The 19,131-nt window shown below is 71.3% G+C and carries 21 protein-coding genes and 1 tRNA gene; 14 read left to right on the top strand and 8 right to left on the bottom strand.

Translation table 11 applies throughout. The annotated features are described in order from the left end of the window. The first annotated feature begins 186 nt into the window (after nucleotides 1-186). On the top strand, nucleotides 187-777 hold the full coding sequence (locus BIU98_RS05880; protein WP_071273173.1) for a CDP-alcohol phosphatidyltransferase family protein: 591 nt from the start codon (nucleotides 187-189) through the stop codon (nucleotides 775-777). Between the two features lie 191 nt (nucleotides 778-968). Here BIU98_RS05880 and mscL read toward each other — a convergent pair whose 3' ends face one another. The 3 genes from mscL to BIU98_RS05865 all read right to left on the bottom strand — a co-directional run bounded on the left by mscL (nucleotide 969) and on the right by BIU98_RS05865 (nucleotide 2,510). After that, on the bottom strand, nucleotides 969-1,469 hold the full coding sequence (gene mscL / locus BIU98_RS05875) for a large conductance mechanosensitive channel protein MscL (protein ID WP_071273170.1): 501 nt from the start codon (nucleotides 1,467-1,469) through the stop codon (nucleotides 969-971). A gap of 73 nt (nucleotides 1,470-1,542) precedes the next feature. Continuing rightward, a complete protein-coding gene (locus BIU98_RS05870; RefSeq protein ID WP_071273167.1) occupies nucleotides 1,543-1,923 on the bottom strand; it encodes an FmdB family zinc ribbon protein in 381 nt (126 codons plus the stop codon). A 2-nt stretch (nucleotides 1,924-1,925) separates the two neighbouring features. Continuing rightward, nucleotides 1,926-2,510, bottom strand: coding sequence for a 5-formyltetrahydrofolate cyclo-ligase (locus BIU98_RS05865; protein ID WP_071273164.1), 585 nt, complete (start codon nucleotides 2,508-2,510; stop codon nucleotides 1,926-1,928). Nucleotides 2,511-2,636: 126 nt separating this feature from the next. On the opposite strand from BIU98_RS05865, the gene galU reads away from it, so the two are divergent. The 7 genes from galU to BIU98_RS05830 all read left to right on the top strand — a co-directional run bounded on the left by galU (nucleotide 2,637) and on the right by BIU98_RS05830 (nucleotide 8,312). Beyond that, entirely contained in the window at nucleotides 2,637-3,527 is an 891-nt protein-coding gene (galU, locus tag BIU98_RS05860) for a UTP--glucose-1-phosphate uridylyltransferase GalU (protein WP_071273161.1), read from the top strand. 88 nt (nucleotides 3,528-3,615) lie between these two features. Further along, nucleotides 3,616-4,278, top strand: a complete 663-nt coding sequence (locus tag BIU98_RS05855; RefSeq protein ID WP_071273158.1) for a GNAT family N-acetyltransferase — start codon at nucleotides 3,616-3,618, stop codon at nucleotides 4,276-4,278. 127 nt (nucleotides 4,279-4,405) lie between these two features. Continuing rightward, nucleotides 4,406-5,473 (top strand): hypothetical protein, encoded by a 1,068-nt coding sequence (locus BIU98_RS05850; RefSeq protein ID WP_071273155.1) that lies wholly within the window; start codon nucleotides 4,406-4,408, stop codon nucleotides 5,471-5,473. Nucleotides 5,474-5,546: 73 nt separating this feature from the next. Continuing rightward, nucleotides 5,547-5,622, top strand: a tRNA-Ala gene (locus tag BIU98_RS05845). 167 nt (nucleotides 5,623-5,789) lie between these two features. After that, complete coding sequence (locus BIU98_RS19305) at nucleotides 5,790-6,617, top strand: hypothetical protein (RefSeq protein WP_071273152.1); 828 nt, start codon at nucleotides 5,790-5,792, stop codon at nucleotides 6,615-6,617. A 107-nt stretch (nucleotides 6,618-6,724) separates the two neighbouring features. Next, on the top strand, nucleotides 6,725-7,171 hold the full coding sequence (locus BIU98_RS05835) for a VOC family protein (RefSeq protein WP_071273149.1): 447 nt from the start codon (nucleotides 6,725-6,727) through the stop codon (nucleotides 7,169-7,171). A 52-nt stretch (nucleotides 7,172-7,223) separates the two neighbouring features. Next, complete coding sequence (locus BIU98_RS05830; RefSeq protein WP_139200582.1) at nucleotides 7,224-8,312, top strand: amidase domain-containing protein; 1,089 nt, start codon at nucleotides 7,224-7,226, stop codon at nucleotides 8,310-8,312. 39 nt (nucleotides 8,313-8,351) lie between these two features. On the opposite strand, the gene BIU98_RS05825 is transcribed toward BIU98_RS05830, so the two are convergent. Further along, the gene (locus tag BIU98_RS05825) at nucleotides 8,352-9,581 is read right to left on the bottom strand and encodes a hypothetical protein (protein WP_175481298.1); all 1,230 of its coding nucleotides are present in this window, start codon (nucleotides 9,579-9,581) and stop codon (nucleotides 8,352-8,354) included. A 118-nt stretch (nucleotides 9,582-9,699) separates the two neighbouring features. On the opposite strand from BIU98_RS05825, the gene BIU98_RS05820 reads away from it, so the two are divergent. Continuing rightward, nucleotides 9,700-10,551, top strand: a complete 852-nt coding sequence (locus BIU98_RS05820; RefSeq protein ID WP_071273143.1) for an alpha/beta fold hydrolase — start codon at nucleotides 9,700-9,702, stop codon at nucleotides 10,549-10,551. 105 nt (nucleotides 10,552-10,656) lie between these two features. Here BIU98_RS05820 and BIU98_RS05815 read toward each other — a convergent pair whose 3' ends face one another. From BIU98_RS05815 to BIU98_RS19790, 3 genes are all read right to left on the bottom strand, one after another. Continuing rightward, nucleotides 10,657-12,513: a glycoside hydrolase family 2 gene (locus tag BIU98_RS05815; RefSeq protein ID WP_071273140.1), complete on the bottom strand. Its 1,857-nt coding sequence runs from the start codon at nucleotides 12,511-12,513 to the stop codon at nucleotides 10,657-10,659. 114 nt (nucleotides 12,514-12,627) lie between these two features. Beyond that, on the bottom strand, nucleotides 12,628-13,083 hold the full coding sequence (locus tag BIU98_RS05810) for a MaoC/PaaZ C-terminal domain-containing protein (protein WP_071273137.1): 456 nt from the start codon (nucleotides 13,081-13,083) through the stop codon (nucleotides 12,628-12,630). A 61-nt stretch (nucleotides 13,084-13,144) separates the two neighbouring features. Further along, complete coding sequence (locus BIU98_RS19790; protein WP_071273134.1) at nucleotides 13,145-14,665, bottom strand: CHAD domain-containing protein; 1,521 nt, start codon at nucleotides 14,663-14,665, stop codon at nucleotides 13,145-13,147. Between the two features lie 129 nt (nucleotides 14,666-14,794). Between BIU98_RS19790 and BIU98_RS05800 the strand changes: the two genes are divergently transcribed. Further along, entirely contained in the window at nucleotides 14,795-16,078 is a 1,284-nt protein-coding gene (locus BIU98_RS05800) for a phosphotransferase (RefSeq protein WP_071273131.1), read from the top strand. 90 nt (nucleotides 16,079-16,168) lie between these two features. Here the strand turns inward: BIU98_RS05800 and BIU98_RS05795 are convergent, their stop codons facing one another. Further along, nucleotides 16,169-16,498: a DUF1844 domain-containing protein gene (locus BIU98_RS05795; RefSeq protein WP_139200596.1), complete on the bottom strand. Its 330-nt coding sequence runs from the start codon at nucleotides 16,496-16,498 to the stop codon at nucleotides 16,169-16,171. A gap of 316 nt (nucleotides 16,499-16,814) precedes the next feature. On the opposite strand from BIU98_RS05795, the gene infC reads away from it, so the two are divergent. The 4 genes from infC (at nucleotide 16,815) to BIU98_RS05775 (ending at nucleotide 19,127) form a co-directional block, all read left to right on the top strand. Then, on the top strand, nucleotides 16,815-17,510 hold the full coding sequence (gene infC / locus BIU98_RS05790; protein ID WP_071273125.1) for a translation initiation factor IF-3: 696 nt from the start codon (nucleotides 16,815-16,817) through the stop codon (nucleotides 17,508-17,510). A gap of 62 nt (nucleotides 17,511-17,572) precedes the next feature. Next, nucleotides 17,573-17,767, top strand: a complete 195-nt coding sequence (gene rpmI / locus BIU98_RS05785; protein ID WP_071273122.1) for a 50S ribosomal protein L35 — start codon at nucleotides 17,573-17,575, stop codon at nucleotides 17,765-17,767. 29 nt (nucleotides 17,768-17,796) lie between these two features. After that, nucleotides 17,797-18,183: a 50S ribosomal protein L20 gene (gene rplT, locus BIU98_RS05780; RefSeq protein ID WP_071273119.1), complete on the top strand. Its 387-nt coding sequence runs from the start codon at nucleotides 17,797-17,799 to the stop codon at nucleotides 18,181-18,183. A 101-nt stretch (nucleotides 18,184-18,284) separates the two neighbouring features. After that, nucleotides 18,285-19,127, top strand: coding sequence for an RNA methyltransferase (locus BIU98_RS05775; protein ID WP_071273518.1), 843 nt, complete (start codon nucleotides 18,285-18,287; stop codon nucleotides 19,125-19,127). Nucleotides 19,128-19,131: the final 4 nt, after the last annotated feature.

The following is a 19,131-nucleotide window of genomic DNA, read 5'->3' as shown; positions in this document are numbered from 1 at the left end:
GCCGGGAGGCTCGGCTCGGCCGAGCAGACGCGTCACCACCCAGCCGGTGCCGGGTTCCGACCCGGCTCCCGCACCGGAGCCGGAGCGGTACGACGCCGGGGAGAACGACGCCCGGCTGCTGGGGGACCGGCCTCCCCACTGGTGATGGGTACGCTGGAGATCTCAGAACCCGATCGAAAGCACCCGATGACCGACGCCGCACAGCGGACCCGCCCCGACTGGCAGACCTGGCCGAACCTCATCACGCTCCTGCGGTTCCTGCTCATCCCCGTCTTCGTGACCCTGGTCGTCCAGGACCACCCCGGGTGGGCGCTCGTCTCCCTGGTGGTGCTCGGCGTCTCCGACTGGGCCGACGGCTTCATCGCGCGGAAGTTCGACCAGACGTCGAAGCTCGGCAAGGCCCTCGACCCCGTCGCGGATCGGTTGGCCATCATCGCGATCGTGCTGTCGCTCGTGCTCGTCGGGCTGCTGCCGTGGATCGTCGTCGTGGTGATCGTGGTCGTCGACGCCGTGCTCGCACTGCTGTCGAGCGTGTGGTTCAACGGGGACCCCGACCTCGACGTGTCCTGGACGGGCAAGATCCGGTCCGCGCTGCTCTTCGTGGGGCTGCCCGTGCTGCTGTTCTCGTCGACGTCGTGGGCGTCCGAGCACTCCTGGATCCGCATCACGGCGCTCGTCTTCGTGTGGCTCGGCACCGCCGGGCACGTCATCGCCGGTACCCAGTACGTCATGGCCCTGGTCGCGAAGCGCCGCCGGACCCGCTCGCTCGCCGCGTAGCTCGTCGCCGGCTGCCGGGTGCCGTGTGCCGGGCGCGCGGCGCCGGGTGCCCGGCCCCGCGCTCGCGCCCCGCCGTGGTTCGCGTCGTCGCCGCACAACGGAAACCGGCTCGCACCACGGAATCCGTGGCGCGGGCCGGTCTCGGTTGTGCGATGTCGATCGGCGCCGGGGACCCAGCGCCAGCCGCCGGGCTACAGCTTCGTGGAGCCGCCGATGCCGGGGCCCTGGGGTGCGGTGCTCGGGGCGACGTGGGCGCCCGAACCCGTGGCCGTCGGCTCGCCGTTCTGGGAGCGGAGCAGGTCGCGGATCTCGAGCAGCACCTCGACGTCGGTCGGCGGGACGTCCTGCGGCGTCTGCTCGGTGTCGTTCTTGACCCGCTCGAACGCGACCTTCTTGAGGTGGTTCACGGGGACGACGAGGGCGAAGTAGACGACCCCCGCCACGATGAGGAAGTTGATCACGGCGCCGATGATCGCGCCGAAGAGGATCTTCGCGTCACCGCCGGAGACGGTCGGGATCGTCCACACGAGGGCCTTGTCCAGGCTCGAGGCGTTGAACACCGCACCGATCAGCGGGTTGATCAGGGCGTTGACGATGGTGGTGACGATGGCGGTGAACGCGGCACCGATCACGACGGCGACGGCCAGGTCGATCACGTTTCCGCGGAGCAGGAACTCCTTGAAGCCCTTCACGTGGGTCTCCTTCCGGGTCGAGGACGGCCGCCGGTCGGCGACACCCCAACCTATCGGCGAGGAGCAACGCGGGTCAGGACCCGGACGACCCGGACGACGACGAGGACGATCCGGACGAGGACGACGACCCGGACGACGACGAACCGGACGACGACGACGACCCCGACGAGCCAGAGCCGGACCCCGACGACGACTTCGTGTCGGACTTCGCGGCGGCCGGCTTGGCGTCGGACGACCCCGACGAGCCCGACCCCGACGGCCCCTCGCCCTTCGGCGTCGGCCGCGAGTCGGTCCGGTAGAAGCCGCCACCGTTGAACGTCACACCCACGGGGGAGAACACCTTGCGGAGCACACCGCCGCACGTGGGGCACTCGGTGAGCGTGGCGTCGGAGAAGGACTGCTTGATGTCGAACGCGGTGCCGCACTCGGTGCAGCGGTACGAGTAGGTGGGCACGTCTAACTCCGGAACGTGATGATGCGTGACGGCGTGATGATGCCGTCGACGGGTTCGTCGTGGGGTTCGCGCGGGACCTCGTCGAGGTACTCCGCGTCGAAGATCACAGCATAGACGGGCGGGCGGTTCGCCATGGACCCGAGGGTCTTGTCGTAGTAGCCGCGGCCCCACCCCATCCGGACGCCGTCGTGCCCGACCGCCGCGGCCGGCGTGAGGATGGCGTCGACGTCGTTGATCGCGAGCGGGGAGAGCACCTCGCCGACGACCTCCGGCATGCCGAACAGCCCCTCGGTCTCGGAGGACCCGTCGCCGACCGCCCAGTCGAGCAGGCCGTCCTCGCGGGTGACGGGGAGGAGCACCCGGATGTCGTGCTCGAACGCCCAGTTCAGGAACGGCCGGACGTTCGGTTCGTCCGACGCCGACAGGTAGAGCGCGACGGACCGGACCTGCCGCTCCTCGGCGAACCGCTGCAGGATCGCGGTGAGTGCTGCGGTGTCGGTCTCCCGCTCGGTGGTGGTCCTGGTGCGTCGCCGCTGCCGGAGCTCGGCCCGCAACGCGCGCTTCTCGTTGCCGAGATCGGGGATCATGCGCAGGAGTCTAACGACCGCGATGCGAGCGGGCCGGTGCGGGAACCCGCCAGACCTCCGCGCAAAGCCCGTGTCCTCCGTTCCGGCGACATGACCCCGCAACCCCCATCGGATACGGTCAGGGACATGGGCTTCCAGATTTCCAAGGCGGTGATCCCAGCTGCAGGGCTGGGCACTCGCTTCCTCCCCGCGACCAAGGCGATGCCGAAGGAGATGCTCCCCGTCGTCGACAAGCCAGCCATCCAGTACGTGGTGGAAGAGGCAGTCGACGCCGGTCTCACCGACGTGCTGATGATCACCGGGCGCAACAAGAACGCGCTCGAGAACCACTTCGACCACGTGTCGGAGCTCGAGGAGACCCTCCGCAAGAAGGGCGACCACGAGAAGCTCCAGAAGGTGAACCAGTCGACGGACCTCGCCGACATGCACTACGTCCGACAGGGCGACCCGCTCGGCCTCGGCCACGCGGTGCTCCGCGCCAAGATGCACGTCGGTCGCGAACCCTTCGCCGTCCTCCTCGGCGACGACATCATCGACGCCCGTGACCCGCTGCTCAAGCGCATGATCGAGGTCCAGGGCCAGAAGAACGCCACCGTCGTGGCACTCCTCGAGGTCCCGGAGTCGCAGACGCACCTCTACGGCATCGCCACGGTCGAGCCGACCGACACCGAGGACGTCGTGAAGATCACCGGCCTCGTCGAGAAGCCGGCGCAGGGCGAGGCGCCCTCGAACCTGGCCATCATCGGCCGCTACGTCATCCGTCCCGAGGTCTTCGACGTCCTCGAGAAGCAGGAGCCGGGCAAGGGCGGCGAGATCCAGCTCACCGACGCGCTCATGAAGATGGCGAGCGCCGAGGAGTGGACCGGCGGCGTGTACGGCGTCGTGTTCCGTGGACGCCGGTACGACACGGGTGACAAACTCGACTACATCAAGGCGATCGTGCAGCTCGCCTCGGACCGCGCGGACCTCGGCCCCGACCTCAAGTCGTGGCTCAAGGAGTTCAACGCGGGCGAATGAGTCGACCCATCCCGAGCGGGTCCGGTGCACCCGGACCCGCTCGGGACACCCGTCCCGGTGACCGCCGGGGCACCGGAGGAACCGCCCGATGACGACCATCCCGACCCTGTCCCACGGACGGGTCACCATCCGCCCCCTCCGGCTCCGCGACTCGCGTGACCTCGACGTGGCCCTCGCGACGAACCGCTCCTGGCTCAGCACCTGGGAGGCGACCAACCCGTCCGGCCACGTCTCCACCGACGTCCGCGGCAGCATCCGTGCGCTCCAGGCCAACGCCCGCGCGGGGCTGGGACTGCCCTTCGCGATGGAGCTCGACGGCCGCTTCGTCGGCCAGCTGAACGTCTCAGGCGTCAGCTACGGCTCACTCGCCAGTGCGTCCATCGGCTACTGGGTCGTCGAGGGCGCAGCCGGCCACAACGTCACGCCGATCGCCGTCGCGCTGGCCACCGACCACTGCTTCCGCAACGTCGGCATCCACCGCCTCGAGATCTGCATCCGCCCGGAGAACGCCCCGTCGCTCCGCGTCGTCGAGAAGCTCGGGTTCCGGTACGAGGGACTCCGTCGCCGTTACATCCACATCAACGGGGACTGGCGCGACCACTTCTGCTTCGCCCTGGTCGCGGAAGAGGTCCGCGAGGGCGTCCTCGAGCGCTGGGTCGGCGGTCGTGTCCCGCCCGGCGTCGGCAGCGTCCCGCTCGCCGCCCGCGACGAGGCCGCGGCCCCGATCGACACGGGACGCCGGTACCACTGACGTCCGCCCCGTGGCGCGTGGGTCCAGCCGGGAGGCTCGCCCCGCCTCCCGTGGATCTGCTCGCGACTCGCGCAACACACGTCCCCCAATCACGGGTGCAGTGAACGGCCACCCCTAGCCTTCCCCCATGGGATTCGGGTCATGGGGCGGCGGCATCGTCCTGCTGGTCGCGGCGGTGCTGTGGCTCGTGTACCTGATGCCGTCCTGGGCCGCTCGGCGTGAGTACCTCGCCACCGAGCGGAACGCCATCCGACTGCAGCAGACCCTCCGCATCCTGGCGCAGACCGCCGAGCTGCCGGACGAGGTGCGCATCGAGATGAACGCGAAGTCCCTGGCCGAGGCGCAGAAGGTCGCCAGGTCCGAAGAGGCCAAGCGTTCCGCGATCGTCCGCGCGCACGAGGCCGCACGGCAGCGTGAGATCACCCGTCGACTGGCCGAACAGGCCCCTGCGCTCGAGAAGGCGTCCTCCGTGCCAGCACTCACCGCCATGCGCATGCGTCGCTCCCGACTCGGTGCGACCCTGCTCGGCACCCTCGGCCTCGTCGTGGCGCTCGTCGTCCTCGTCGCGGTCCCCTCGGCCTGGCTCGTCGCCGTCGCCGGCATCGTCGCCGCCGGTGGCTCCGCAGCCGTCCTCGCCCAGCTGCACCAGGTGGCCCAGGCGCGGAAGACCCGTGCCGCGGCGTCGACGCCGGACGCCACCCGAGCCTCCAGGCCGGCCAGCGCGTGGACGGACCCGGCACCGCCGCTCCGGACGGAGACCGTCGCCGAGCCCTCCGAGGCCGACCGCAGCTGGACGCCCGCGCGCGTGCCGAAGCCCCTCTACGTGGAGCGGCCTGCCGCTCCCGCCGCTGCGCCCGAGTCGTCGGCCGAGCTCGCTGCCCGGTTGAAGGAGCGCGTCGCTGCCGCCAAGGCCGAGGCGGACGCCGAGTCCGCGGCGATCCGCGCCGGGCAGGCGGACCCGTCGCTCGCCACCGTGTCGCGGATGCGGCCCGACGTCGACGAGGCAGCCACGGCGCTGTCCGCGCACGACCAGGGCACGCTCGCGGAGCGGCTCGGGCTGCGGGCGACCTCCGACCCGGCCGAACCCGCCGCTCCGACCCCGCCGAGCCGGTGGGCCGGCATGGGGGTCATCGGGGACGACGCCTACGAACAGGCCGACCTCGACGCGATCATGCGGCGCCGTCGCGCGGTCTGACGGACGGCACGCCCGACCACCGCTGACCGATTTCGGTTCCGCTCCGGGACGGTGCTAGTGTGGTCGAGCACTTGGGGCTATGGCGCAGTTGGTAGCGCGTCTCGTTCGCAATGAGAAGGTCAGGGGTTCGAATCCCCTTAGCTCCACCACGTGACAGGACGGCCCGGAACCCCACGGTTCCGGGCCGTTCTGCTGTCCGGGCCGGTTTTCCACAACCCGTTCCTGGTCCTGTGCCTGGGCGGGCCGGTCTCCTAGACTCCTGGGGCGCCCACCGGGTGCGCTCGACCCGCACCGGGGTCCTGTCCAAGGGGAGAACATGATCCGTCTCAGTCGTCTCGTCGCCACCGTCGCGGCCGCCGTCGTCGTCTCGGCGGGGATCGTCGTCGCCGGTCCGAGCGGAGCGGCCTCGGCCGCCGTGACCCCGACCGGGGTGGACGTCTCCTGGCCGCAGTGCGGCAAGTCGGTGCCCACGGGCCAGGCCTTCGCGATCGTCGGCGTCAACGGCTCGCTCGGCAACACGACGAACCCGTGCCTGGCCGAGCAACTGGGCTGGGCGGCGTCGTCCGTCGGCGGCTCGGCGCAGCCCAAGACGCAGCTCTACGTGCTCTTCGCCAACCCGGGGCTGCAGGCCTCGGTCTGGCCGAAGTCGAACACCTACAAGGGCACGGCGCCCGCCAACCGGTTCGGTCGCTGCTCCACGAAGGGCGGGGCGAAGCAGCTCACCCTGGCGTGCTCGTTCATGTACGGGTACGCCCGCGGGTACGACGACGTGACGGCCCGCGGGATCGCACGGCCGTCCGCCTACCGGTGGTGGCTCGACGTCGAGACCGGGCTGTCGTACCAGAGCGCCACCTCGCAGAACCGCGCCGCGATGGAGGGCATGATCGCCGGGCTCAAGGCCGGTGGCGTGCGGACCATCGGCATCTACTCGAACCAGTCGCAGTGGAAGACGATCGCGGGGACGGTGTCGTCGAGCAGCACGCTGTACGGCCGGTCGAACTGGATCGCCCTCGGCAAGAGCACGATCACGAAGGCGCGACAGGCCTGCTCCGGCACGCCCCTGTCCGGCGGCACGATCGCGATGACCCAGATCGAGGCCCCCTACGGCTCGACGACGATCGACCGCGACGTCTCCTGCTCCTGAACGCCGGTCGTGTCGCAGCGGAACCATCGTTGCGCACGACGTCCGCCGGTGCCACGATGGCGCTGAGCACCGGGCAGCGTCGCCCGGGCGGACACAGGAGTCCCACCATGACCTCGCACCTGACCCCGTACCTGGGTTTCCGTGACGACGCCCGCCAGGCGATGGAGTTCTACCAGTCGGTGTTCGGTGGCGAACTCACCCTCGGGACCTTCGGCGAGATGCACGCGTCCGACGACCCGGACGAGGCCGACAAGATCATGCACGCCCAGCTCGTGGCGCCGAACGGGTTCCTCCTCATGGGGTCCGACACCCCGAACGGCATGGAGCGCTCGTCGACGAGCAACATCTCGCTGTCGGTCTCCGGGGACGACGCCGAGGACCTGCGCCGGTTCTTCGCCGCGCTGTCCGAGGGCGGCACGGTCATCGAGCCGCTGACCGTCGCACCGTGGGGCGACGAGTTCGGCATGCTGACCGACCGGTTCGGCGTGACCTGGATGGTGAACGTCACCGGCGACGTGGCCCGGTCCGGTGCCGACGAGGGCGTGCACGCCTGAGCTCCGCGCGTCCCGGCGTGTGTCGGAGGGCGTCCCGTACGCTGACGGGGTCATGACTTCCTCGTTCACGCGCCGCTCCCTCCTGTCCCTCGTGGGCGTCGCCGGCGTCGGCTTCGTCGCTGCGGCCTGCTCGTCGGACGGCCCGAAGGGCTCCGGCGCGTCGTCGTCCGCGGCCGGTGGGTCGAGTGCGGCGGCGGGTTCCAGTGCGGCTCCGGGCTCCGGCTCGACTGCTGGCTCCAGCTCCGCGGGGAGCTCCGACACAGCCACCGCGAAGGCCCTCACGCCCGCGCAGGTCCCGCTCGCCGGCGGCGTCACGGTCACGGTGACCGGCGCCGGTCTCGCCGCGGTCCGCGGGGTCACCGTCGGCGGTGTCCCTGCCCGCGACGTCAAGGCCACCGCCACGAAGGTCACGTTCACGGCCCCGCACCAGGCGATGTACACGGCCGGGGACGCCGACGTCGCGCTCTTCGCCGACGCGATCGCCCCGGTGCCCTCGGCGAACCAGAGCTCCGACGGAAACGGCAGCGCCGCGAACGACGGGCAGAGCGGCGCGACCCAGAGCGACGCCGCCGCGACCACAGCCCCCGCCCCGGCACTGCCCGCCGCGTCCGCCGCCCTCGCGACGACGACCCTGGCGTACGCGACGCTCACGGCGGTCGACCGGCAGCTCGAGTACGCGATGCGGCACTGGAAGGACTACAACCTCGCCGAGTACGGCACCATGAACCCGATCGGTGGCGACTGCGCGAACTACGTCAACCAGACGCTGATCGCCCGGGGCTGGAAGCAGCGCGACGACTGGTACAACCGCTCGGGTGGCGCCGCGCACTCGGCCACGTGGACCTACTGCCCGACGATGGACCCGTGGCTCGACGCCAACGCGGCGACCTTCGGCCTCACCCGGCGCTCCCTCGACGAACGGGACAAGGTCAAAGTCGGCGACATCGTCTTCTTCGACTGGAACCACAACGACTCCCCGGACCACACCACCATCGTGTCCGAGGTCTTCACCGAGCCCGACGGCACGATCCGCATCAAGTCGGCCAGCCACAACCAGGACGGCCCCTACCGCGACCTCGACGAGATGATCACGGTGCAGCACCCGGGCGGTACCGCCTGGTTCCACACGTTCGACGCCTAGCACCGGCGGCGCCGCGCGACGCGGATCGCACTCCGCCGCTCAGGGGTACCCGAGGAACCAGAGCAGCACGACGGCCACCGGCTGCAGCCCCACCCCGATGAGCAACCACGTCACCGCCCGCCGCCGCGTCCGCACGAACACGTCCGACCCGAACAGCGGCGCCATCGGCATGAGCAACCGCGGCAGGCTCTGCTGCGGCAGGAACACCGCGACGAGGTAGAGCGCGTACGCGGCGGTGAACCCGACGACCTCCGGCCCGAGTGCCCGGACGTCCCGGCGCCGGGAGAACCAGAGCGCCCCGGCTAGCACCGCCACGACGAGCACGATGCCGAGCGGCCCGAGCCACCGTCCCGCCATCACGAACCACGGCGTCAGCGGCGCGAAGTGCTGCCGCCCGACGAACCCCACCCACCACGACAGCTCCGTCGCCAGGTAGGCGTCCGGCCGGCCGGTCACCGCCCCGGCGACCACCGGCCACGCGAGTCCGGCGGCAGCGACGACGAGTCCCGCGACGACGATCGCCACCCGGTCACGCCAGGGGAAGCCCCCGGGCTCCCGACCGGAGCGCGCCCAGCCGATCCACCGCACGACGAGGTGCACCGCGAGCGCGACCGCCAGCGCGAGGACCCCGGGCTTCGTGAACGCCGCCACCGTCCCGAGCACCGCGACGAGCCAGTACCGCCGGCGTACCAGCGCGAGCAGCCCGCCGAACAGCAGGAGCAGGACCGTGCTCTCCGCGTAGGCGACCTGCAGCAGGAACCCCGTCGGCCCGAACGCGAACAGCGCCGTCGCCCAGCGGGCCTGGTGCGAGCTCCCGACGGCGAGCACCAGGCGGTACAGCAGCACGCAGGCCCCCGCTCCGGCGAGGCTCGCGACGACGACACCGGCGACCCAGAACGACCCACCGGTCACCGTCATCACCGCGCGGACGAGGGCCGGGAACACCGGCAGGAACGCCCACGGGTTCGGCAGGACGTGGCCGCCTCCGTCCGTCGGCAGCGTCCGCGGGTACCCGTGCTCGGCGATGGTCCGGTAGAAGGACGCATCCCACGAGCCGGAGAACGTGAAGAAGGACGGGTCGCGGCGGTACGACGCGAAGTCCCAGCCGTTCGCGGTCGCGACGACGAACATCGTCACGAGCAGCGCGGTGCTGACGACCCGGGAGCCGAGCCAGATCACGAGCGGCGCGGTCCACCGGCTGTGCCGGCCCGTCAGCAGGGTCCGGACGCCAGGACGGGAGGCTCGGCTCGTCTCCGCCACGCTCGTCACCCGGACGATCCTCGCAGACCAGGGCCGTTGTCCGGTCCGCGAACACGACCAGCGGACGTCGAGCGGGCGGGCGTTGCCTCGGACGCACCCTGGAACACCACCTCCGAGAGGAACACCCATGCCGTTCATCACCGTCGGCGCCGAGAACGGGCACGACATCGACCTCCACTACGACGACTTCGGGTCGGGCGACCCCGTCGTGCTCATCCACGGCTGGCCGCTGTCCGGTCGCTCGTGGGAGGGGCAGGTCCCGGCGCTCGTCGAGGCCGGCCACCGCGTCATCGCCTACGACCGCCGTGGCTTCGGCCAGTCGTCGCAGCCCTGGAACGGGTACGACTACGACACCTTCGCCGCCGACCTGAACACGCTCATCGACCAGCTCGGGCTGCAGAACGTGACGCTGATCGGCTTCTCGATGGGCGGCGGTGAGCTCGCGCGCTACGTCTCGACGTACGGCACGGGCAAGGTCGCCAAGCTCGTCTTCGCCAGCGCCGTCCCGCCGTACCTCTGGAAGTCGGACGAGAACCCGGACGGCGGCGTCGACCAGGACCTCGCCGACTGGTTCGCGAACGGCATCACCGGCGACCGCCCGGCGTTCCTGCACGAGTTCATCGACATGTTCTACACGGCCGGCGGCAAGCCATCGCTCGTGAAGAAGCCCCTCGTCAGCGAGGACCAGCGGGCCTACGACCTGGCGATCGCCGAACTGGCCTCGCCGAAGGGCACGCTCGACTGCACGGCCGCGTTCGCGACGACGGACTTCCGGGACGACCTGACCAAGGTCGACGTCCCGACGCTCGTCATCCACGGCGACTCCGACGGCATCGTGCCGTTCGAGGTCTCCGGACAGCGCACCGCCGCCGCGATCCCGAACGCCCAGACCCACGTCATCGAGGGCGGCCCGCACGGCGTCCTCGCGTCGCACCGCGACGAGTGGAACCAGGTCGTCCTGCGCTTCCTCGCGTCCTGACGCGCACGTCCTGACGCGCGCTGACCCGCGCGTCGAGGGAGCAGCAATGGTCGGGTCCATCTCGTGGACCCGACCATTCCTGCTCCCTGGGGACGAGCCTCCCGGCTAGTGCCCGGTGACCGCGCGCCGGATCTGTTCGATCGGGACCTTCGGGGTGCGGTCGGCGTTCAGCAGGCCGTTGGTCTCCTGCATGGTGTCGGTGAGCTGCGTGTAGCAGGACCCGGCGAGGAACGAGCTCGCGCGGATCGCGTCGTAGAGCGCGGTGATCCGCGTGATCCAGTCGTCGCCGTCGGAGGCCGAGGTGTAGCCCCAGCCGTCCTCACGCTGGGAGCCGGGCTGGTAGTTGACGCCACCGAACTCGGTCAGCATCACCGGCTGGCCGAGGTCCTCCGCCCCGCCGACGAGCACCCAGCGGTCGGCCGGCCCCATGCCGTGGAAGAGCTCGGTGCGCGCGGCGTCGTCGGCGTAGGTCGCCGCGAGTCGGGGGCCGTCGCCCTCGTAGTCGTGGACCGTGATGATGTCCGAGTCGGGGTGCTCCCACCCGTCGTTGGAGATGACCGGCCGCGTCGGGTCGATGGCGCGCGTGACGTCGGCGAGCGACCGGGCGTAGGCCTGCTGCGCCGGGTCCGTGGCGATGTGCTGCACGCCCCAGCTCTCGTTCGCGGGGACCCAGGTGACGATGGAGGGGTGTGAGGCGTCGCGCTCGACGGCGTCCATCCACTCCCGCATCAGCCGCTGGACGGCACGCGGGGAGAACTCGTAGGCGCCGGGAGCCTCGCCCCAGACGAACAGCCCGAGGCGGTCCGCCCAGTACAGGAACCGGGGGTCCTCGATCTTCTGGTGGTTCCTGGCCGCGTTGAAGCCCAGCTCCTTGATGAGCTCGACCTCGCGACGCAGGGCCGCGCGCGACGGTGCCGCGAGGTGCGAGTCCGGCCAGTAGCCCTGGTTGAGGACGCTGCGGACGTCGTGGCTCCTGCCGTTGAGCAGGAACGCGCCGCCGTCGACCCCCACCGTGCGGACGCCGAAGTACGACGCCACGGTGTCGATCGCGTCGCCGGCGCTCGAGACCAGGGTGACGGTGGCGTCGACCAGCCGTGGGTGCTCCGGAGACCAGTGCAGTTCGTCCTCGGCCTGGCCGTTCGCCTGGCGGGAGAGGGGCACGAGCACGTCGAACTCGGTGACGGTGTCGCCGACGGTTGACTCGATCGTCGCGAGGTGCTCGTCGCGCTCCTCCCACCGGGCCTCGACGCGCAGCCGTTCCCCGCCGGCACGGACCCCGGCGAAGCGGACCGTCAGCCGGAGTGTGGCGTGGTCGACGTTCGTCCAGCGGAGGTACGCGATCGACGCGGTCGGGACGGCCTCGAGCCAGACGGTCTGCCAGATGCCGGTCGTTCGGCGGTACCAGATGGTGTGCGGGTCCTCGTGCCAGTCCTGCTTGCCGCGAGGCTGTGTCAGGTCGTGCGGGTCGTCCTCGGCCCGGACGACCAGGGTGTGCTCGGCGTCGGGGTCCGTGCCGAGGGCGTCGGTGACGTCGAAGGCGAAGGGCGTGTGGCCGCCCTCGTGCTCGCCGATGAAGTGGCCGTCGATCCAGACCCGGGCGCGGTGGTCGACGGCACCGAAGTGCAGCACGAGCCGCGGTGCCGCGTCGCCGAGGCCGGCAGCGTCGAGGTCGCTGCGGGTGATCGTTCGGGCGTACCAGACGACCGGGTGGAAGCCGGGCTCGTCGATGCCCGACGCCACGGACTCGGGCGGGAACGGCACGGTGATGTCCCGGGCGTCGGGGAAGCCCGATCGCCAGGCGCTGTCGTCGCCCTCGTTCCGGAACGACCACGTCCCGTCGAGGTCGGCCCAGTGCTCGCGGAGCATCTGGGGGCGGGGGTACGACCCGTCCTGCTGAGAGGCGAGGGGGAGGCCTGCTGATGCGCTGGGGGATGCGGCGACGGTGCCGTCGAACGTGCTCATGCCTCCATGCTGGCCCATCGGTACATCGTTGTAAACCGTGTTCGGCAACCGCACACGGGCCCGACCACCGCCCGGATCCGCGTCGAGTCGTGGCAGGGTCGTGGCAGGGCCGTGTCAGCCGATCGCAGCGTCGCGCGTCAGGACCATGACGTCCATGCGCCCCTGCTGGACGACCTCGTCGTGCTGGTTCCGGAGCGTGACCAGGCGCTCGACGATGCCGGTCGTGCCGGAGCTGGTCAGACGCGTCGACAGGATCTCGACCTGGCACCTGACGGTGTCCCCGATGAAGACCGGGGCGGTGAAGCGCCACTGGTCGATCCCGAGCAGCGCGACCGCGGAGCCCTCGAACACGCCGGTCCTGGCGATGAGCCCCACGCAGAGCGAGGCGCCGAGCATCCCGTGCACGATCCGCTGGCCGTACCGGGTGCGCGCGGCGAACTCGACGTCCGTGTGCACCTGGTTGTTGTCGTTCGTCCACGAGGCGAACGACACCACGTCGGCCTCGGTGATCGTGCGACCAGGGGTCGTGAAGGTCTGTCCGGCGGCGAGGTCCTCGAGGTAGTGCGGCACGCCCTCATCCTCGCAGAGCGGCACCTCATCGCAGAGCGGCGCCTCATCGCAGAGCGGCGCCTCATCGCAGAGCAGCACCGAGCCCGGTGAGCAGACGTCGACCCTCGGTGACCTGCCGCTCGACGATGATGCGCTCGGTCGTCGCCAACACCCCGAGGACGAACGCACTCGGATCCGAGCCCGACCCCACGGCTGCGCGGTACGCCTCGGCGGCGTGGGCGGCATCGAGCGCGTCCCCGACTGTGTCCTGCACCCGCCGCAGCCGCCCGAGTCGCCGCTTCCCGACGTCGGCCGTGTCCCCGGCGGCCTGCAGTGCGTACCGCAAGCGGCGCGCTCCCTTCCGTTGTCGGTGCAGCGCCTCGAGGTCCTCGCTGCCGACACCGGAGCCCGCCGCCGGGTCCTCGAGCAGCGCCAGGACCCGCCGTCGCTCGCGCCGGATGCGCTTCGCCACGAAGGTCGCCGCGGGGTCGGTGGCGTGCGAGCCCGGGGGAGTGCCCTCGACCAGTTCGTCGAGGGCGTCGAGGGCCTCGAACCACGCGGCCGAACCCATGACCCGCCGCAGCTCGGCCGTCGTCGTCGTGCGGTGGTCCTCGAACCGCGCCCCGAGCCGGTCGAGCGTGTCGGCGTCGACGAAGCCCTCCGGCGCCCGGGACGCCGAGCGGAGCAGCCGGTCGCGGAGCACCTCGGCGTCCCGCGCGGCCCCGGCCACCCCGCTGACCTCGGCCAACCGACCGCGCAGCTGCTCGGTGGCGTCCCGGTCGAGCGCCCCGCGGAACACCGCCAGCACGCTCCGGAGACGGCGCAGCACCTTCCGCAGGTCGTGGACGGACTTCCGCTCGTCCGCCCGCACCCGCGGGTCGATCGCGACCAGCTCCGCACGGAGGCCCACCACGACGTCGCGGACGAACGCCGCCGCCGTGCCCGGTCGGGGTCGAGGGCTGGAGTCCGCTGCCGGTCGACGGACCGGTGCCAGGCGCGGCACGGGGTCGTCCGGTCCGCGGCCGGGGTCCTCGGCCGCGTCGAGGAGTGCCCGCTCGACCGACCGGGAGACGGAGCCCGGGTCACCGTCGTCCGTCAGCGCCCACCACCGCGCGCTGCGGAGGAGCGCCGTGTCCGGGTCGCCCTCGTCCACCCGCACGTCGGCGACCTCGGCTCGGACACGGCCGTCCTTGCCGCGCAGCACCACGAGGGTCGTCGAGGTGTCCCGGACCCGGACGACCTGCATCGGCCGCCCGCGCAGGAACACCTCGACGGCATCCCGAGGCGGACGCTGGTCGTCGACACCCGGGGGCAGCGGCACGGGTCCGTCACCGCGGTCGATCGACCACGCGCCAGCCTCGGACACGTCGGCGTCCCCGCCCGCGGCGCCCTCCGCCCGCAGCACCTCGATGCCCGCGAAGGCCAGGGTCCGTCCCGCCGTGTCCCACAGGGTCTCGCGGACCGTGAGCGCCGGCGTCCGCTCGACGGTGTGGGCGAAGGGCTCGAGCGCCGGGAGCCGTCGGTCGTCCGGGATGCGCCAGGACCGCCGCGGCTCGGCGAGTGCTCCGGCGGTGGTGTCGCTGGGTGCGTTCGAGGTGTCCATGGCGACAGTGTCGTCCGCCGCAGCCCGGACGGCACCGGGGGCGTCGCGCCCTGTGGAGAGCGGAGGAACGGGCACGCCTTGTGGAGGACCTGTGACCACCGGTGCCGCCGTCGCGTAGCGTCCTGAGGCATGACCGACGTCGCACAGTGGATGGCTCAGCAGCGCTGGTACGCGGCGAAGGGCGGTGTCCCCGTCCTCCGCACGATCGCCGAGATCGACGAGACCACCGACGAGGCCCGGGTGACCACCCGCTTCGTCATCGACGACGCCGCCACCGGAGCCGTCCTCTACCAGGTGCCCGTCACCGAGCACCACGAACCCGTCCCCGACCTCGAGGCCGCCCGCATCGACCCCGACGGCACGCAGTACGACGGCCCCCACGACCCGGCCTACGCGCGCTGGCTCCTCGGGCGCATCGACGCCGGCGAGGAGTCCCTGCGTCCGATCGGCCGCGTCACGAGCGCCCGCGTGCTGCGCGGCGAGCAGTCCAACACCTCGATCATCTGCGAGACCGAGGACAACGGCACCGTCATCGTCAAGGTGTTCCGTGTCCTGCACCACGGCGACAACCCGGACGTCACGACCCAGCAGGCGCTCTCGGCAGCCGGGTCCGCCCGGGTCCCGAAGGTCTTCGGCGCGCTGCACGGCGAGTGGCCGGACACCGGCCGCGAGGACGGCATCGCGAGCGGACACCTCGCCTTCGCGCAGGAGTTCCTGCCCGGCCTCGACGACGCCTGGCGCGTCGCCCTCGACGACGCCCGCCGGGGCGAGTCCTTCGCGGACGGCGCCGACCGGCTCGGTGCCGCGCTCGCCGAGATCCACGTGACCCTCGCCGGGGTGATGCCGACCGTGCCCGCCACCCCGGACCGCGTCGCCGCCGCGATCGAGACCATGCGCAGCCGGCTCGACACCGCCGCCGCCGAGGTCCCCGCGATCGCTGAACACGCCGACGCCGTCCGCGCCGTGTACGAGCGCGCCGCTGCCGTCGAGTGGCCCGCGCTGCAGCGCATCCACGGTGACCTGCACCTCGGCCAGGTGCTCTCCGCACCGGAACCCCGCGGTTGGGTCTTCCTCGACTTCGAGGGTGAGCCCCTGCGCCCGCTCGACGAACGCTCCCTGCCCGACGTGCCCCTCCGCGACGTCGCCGGCATGCTCCGCTCGTTCGACTACGTCGCCGGCGCACTCGCACACGACGACGACCCGGTGGACGCAGCCGACTGGGCGCGCGAGGCCCGCGCTGCCTTCCTCTCCGGCTACGAGCGCGGGATCGGCGCCGACCTCACCGCGCACCACGCGGTCCTCGACGCGTTCGAGGTCGACAAGGCCGTCTACGAAGTGGTCTACGAAGCGCGCAACCGGCCGACCTGGGTCGGCATCCCGGTGGCAGCGGTCGAGCGCCTCGTCGCGTCCTGAGGGCGCTGGTCGCGACACCGTGACGGACGGGAGGCTCGGTGCCAGCTGGCACCGAGCCTCCCGTCCGTCATCTGGTGACGTCCCGACCCGTCAGTTGACGGGACCGGTGTACTTCTCCCCAGGGCCGGCGCCCGGCGCGTCGGGGATGGCGGACGCCTCGCGGAACGCGAGCTGGACCGAACGCAGACCGTCGCGCAGCGGACGGGCGTGCTGGTCGCCGATCTCGGTCGCGGCCGCGGTGACCAGGCCGGCCAGGGCGGTGATGAGCTTGCGCGCCTCGTCCAGGTCGGTCTGCTGCTGCGGGTCGTCCGCGAGCCCGACCTTCACGGCCGCGGCGCTCAGCAGGTGCACGGCCACGGTGTTGATGAGCTCGACCGCGGGGACCTCGGAGATGTCGCGCGCGGCGTCGGTGTCGTCGATGGGGGCCTCGGTGGCGAGGTCGTTGGGCGGGGTGTCGGTCACGGTGCTCCTCTGCTAGACTCTCCGCGGCAGATGCTGTCCGCATGCCCGGTGTGTTCTCGAATGAACCGGACCTGCAGATCGCATCACGAAGAGGAGTCACTCCCACCCGCGGCCACGAACCACCAGGCTACCGGGTCACCACCGCTCCACCGGAGTCCATGCAGTCACTGCACGGGCGCCGGCAGTCCGGATCACTGATCCGGAGTCGGGCGGCTGCCGAACGGGTCGTGTACCCGTGCGTCAGATCTCCTCTCTCGTGCCGTCGTCCAGGCGAATGCCTCGGACGGCCACCACCAGATTGAAGGAGCTCCGCATCACCGATCCCCGTACCAACGACCGAATCCGCGTCCCCGAAGTCCGTCTCGTCGGACCCCAGGGCGAGCAGGTCGGCGTTGTCCCCATCGCCGTTGCACTGCGCCTCGCGCAGGAAGCCGAGCTGGATCTGGTCGAGGTCGCGCCGAACTCGAAGCCGCCCGTGGCCAAGATCATGGACTACGGCAAGTTCAAGTACGAAGCCGCTCAGAAGGCCAAGGAAGCCCGCCGCAACCAGGTCAACACCGACCTGAAAGAGGTCCGCTTCCGCCTGAAGATCGACGTGCACGACTACGAGACGAAGCGCAAGCGCGCCGAGGGCTTCCTCCTCGGTGGCGACAAGGTGAAGGCGATGATCCTCTTCCGTGGCCGCGAGCAGTCGCGTCCGGAGCAGGGTGTCCGACTGCTGCACAAGTTCGCCGAGGAGATCGCCGAGTTCGGCGTCGTCGAGTCGCGGCCCACGCAGGACGGCCGCAACATGACGATGATCATCGCGCCCCTCAAGAACAAGTCCGACGTCAAGGGCGAGCAGAACGCCAAGCGTGCAGCCGAGAAGGCCGAGCGCCGCGCGACGGAGCACGCCACGAAGACCAAGTCGGACGACGAAGCCCCGGCTGCGTCGCAGGAGACGGCCCAGGCCGAGTCCACGACTGAATAGGTCCCCCCAGACCGACCCCGCAATGACGCGGTCCCCCATCCATCCCACGGAAAGGCACCACCATGCCCAAGCAGAAGACCCACTCCGGGTCGAAGAAGCGCTTCAAGGTCACCGGTACCGGCAAGATCATGAAGCAGCAGGCCGGTATGCGTCACAACCTCGAGGTCAAGTCCTCCAAGCGCAAGGCGCGCCTGAACGAGGACCAGGTCCTCTCGAAGGCCGACGCCAAGAACGTCAAGAAGCTCCTCGGCCACTGAGCCGCCCCGGATCGTAAAGGAACAGACCAATGGCAAGAGTCAAGAGAGCGGTCAACGCCGCCAAGAAGCGCCGCGTCATCCTCGAACGCGCCGAGGGCTACCGCGGCCAGCGTTCGCGCCTGTACCGCAAGGCCAAGGAGCAGGTCACCCACTCCCTCGTCTACGCGTACCGTGACCGTCACGCGAAGAAGGGCGAGTTCCGTCGCCTCTGGATCCAGCGCATCAACGCAGCCTCCCGCGCGAACGGCCTGACCTACAACCGCCTCATCCAGGGCCTCGCCCTGGCCGGCATCGAGGTCGACCGTCGCATCCTCGCGGACCTCGCCGTGAACAACCCGGACACCTTCGCCGCACTCGTCGAGTCGGCCAAGAAGGCCCTCCCGGCCGACACCTCGGCTCCCAAGGCCGCAGCGTAGTCAGCAGCTCCCGTGCCCGTCAGGGCCGATGACGCCCCCGTTCCGTCCGCGGAACGGGGGCGTCGTGCATCCCCCGGCCGGTGGCCTGCGAGACTGTGTCCGTGACTGATCTCCTGGAGAACCCCCGTGCCGGACGCGTCAAGGCCGTCGCCGCGCTGACGAGGAAGGACGTGCGCGCCGAGACCGGGCTGTTCCTGCTGGAGGGCCCGCAGGCCGTCCGCGAAGCCCTCGAGTACCGGCCGGAGCTCCTCCGCGAGCTCTACGTGACGCCGACCGCTGCCGAGCGGTACGGGCTCGCCGACACCCAGGTCGACACCTGGTTCGTGACCGAGCAGGTCCTCGACGCGATGGCCGACACGGTCACCCCACAGGGCGTCGTCGCGGTCTGTGAGCAGTTCCCGACGTCGGTGCGGCAGGTCTTCCCCGACCGGGTCAGCCAGGAGGCCGCCGACACGTCCGCCTCGGAGGGCGGGCTCCCGGGACTGGTCGCGATCCTCGAGGAGGTGCGTGACCCGGGCAACGCCGGCACCATCATCCGCGCGGCCGACTCGGCCGGTGCCGACGCAGTGGTCCTCACCGGGCGCAGCGTCGACCCGTACAACCCCAAGGTCGTCCGGTCGACCACCGGCTCGCTGTTCCACGTCCCGGTGTCGGTCGGCGTCGGGCTGGCGGACACGATCGAGCGCGCGAAGTCGCTCGGGTACACGGTGCTCGCGGCGGACGTGTCCGGCGACGACCTGCCCGACGTCCGCGCCGAGGGGCTGCTCGACGGTCCGACCGTATGGGTCTTCGGGAACGAGGCCCGCGGGCTCACCTCCGAGGACCTCGCCATGGTCGACCGTGCCGTGAAGGTACCGATCTACGGCCGTGCCGAGTCGATGAACCTGGCGACCGCTGCGTCGGTGTGCCTGTACGAGTCCGCGTTCGCACAGCGTTCCGTCTGACTCC

The organism is Curtobacterium sp. MMLR14_010 (assembly GCF_001865015.1).
Lineage (GTDB): Bacteria > Actinomycetota > Actinomycetes > Actinomycetales > Microbacteriaceae > Curtobacterium.
The sequence above is the reverse complement of the archived record's forward strand: the minus strand, read 5'-3'. Positions and strand labels throughout refer to the sequence as shown.

Bases quoted from the DNA above. Each gene is read 5' to 3' on its own strand.
- BIU98_RS05880 (WP_071273173.1), top strand. From the start codon at position 187: ATGACCGACGCCGCACAGCGGACCCGCCCCGACTGGCAGACCTGGCCG.
- BIU98_RS05865 (WP_071273164.1), bottom strand. From the start codon at position 2,510: ATGATCCCCGATCTCGGCAACGAGAAGCGCGCGTTGCGGGCCGAGCTC.
- galU (WP_071273161.1), top strand. From the start codon at position 2,637: ATGGGCTTCCAGATTTCCAAGGCGGTGATCCCAGCTGCAGGGCTGGGC.
- BIU98_RS05855 (WP_071273158.1), top strand. From the start codon at position 3,616: ATGACGACCATCCCGACCCTGTCCCACGGACGGGTCACCATCCGCCCC.
- BIU98_RS05850 (WP_071273155.1), top strand. From the start codon at position 4,406: ATGGGATTCGGGTCATGGGGCGGCGGCATCGTCCTGCTGGTCGCGGCG.
- BIU98_RS19305 (WP_071273152.1), top strand. From the start codon at position 5,790: ATGATCCGTCTCAGTCGTCTCGTCGCCACCGTCGCGGCCGCCGTCGTC.
- BIU98_RS05835 (WP_071273149.1), top strand. From the start codon at position 6,725: ATGACCTCGCACCTGACCCCGTACCTGGGTTTCCGTGACGACGCCCGC.
- BIU98_RS05830 (WP_139200582.1), top strand. From the start codon at position 7,224: ATGACTTCCTCGTTCACGCGCCGCTCCCTCCTGTCCCTCGTGGGCGTC.
- BIU98_RS05820 (WP_071273143.1), top strand. From the start codon at position 9,700: ATGCCGTTCATCACCGTCGGCGCCGAGAACGGGCACGACATCGACCTC.
- BIU98_RS05815 (WP_071273140.1), bottom strand. From the start codon at position 12,513: ATGAGCACGTTCGACGGCACCGTCGCCGCATCCCCCAGCGCATCAGCA.
- BIU98_RS19790 (WP_071273134.1), bottom strand. From the start codon at position 14,665: ATGGACACCTCGAACGCACCCAGCGACACCACCGCCGGAGCACTCGCC.
- BIU98_RS05800 (WP_071273131.1), top strand. From the start codon at position 14,795: ATGACCGACGTCGCACAGTGGATGGCTCAGCAGCGCTGGTACGCGGCG.
- infC (WP_071273125.1), top strand. From the start codon at position 16,815: ATGCCTCGGACGGCCACCACCAGATTGAAGGAGCTCCGCATCACCGAT.
- rpmI (WP_071273122.1), top strand. From the start codon at position 17,573: ATGCCCAAGCAGAAGACCCACTCCGGGTCGAAGAAGCGCTTCAAGGTC.
- rplT (WP_071273119.1), top strand. From the start codon at position 17,797: ATGGCAAGAGTCAAGAGAGCGGTCAACGCCGCCAAGAAGCGCCGCGTC.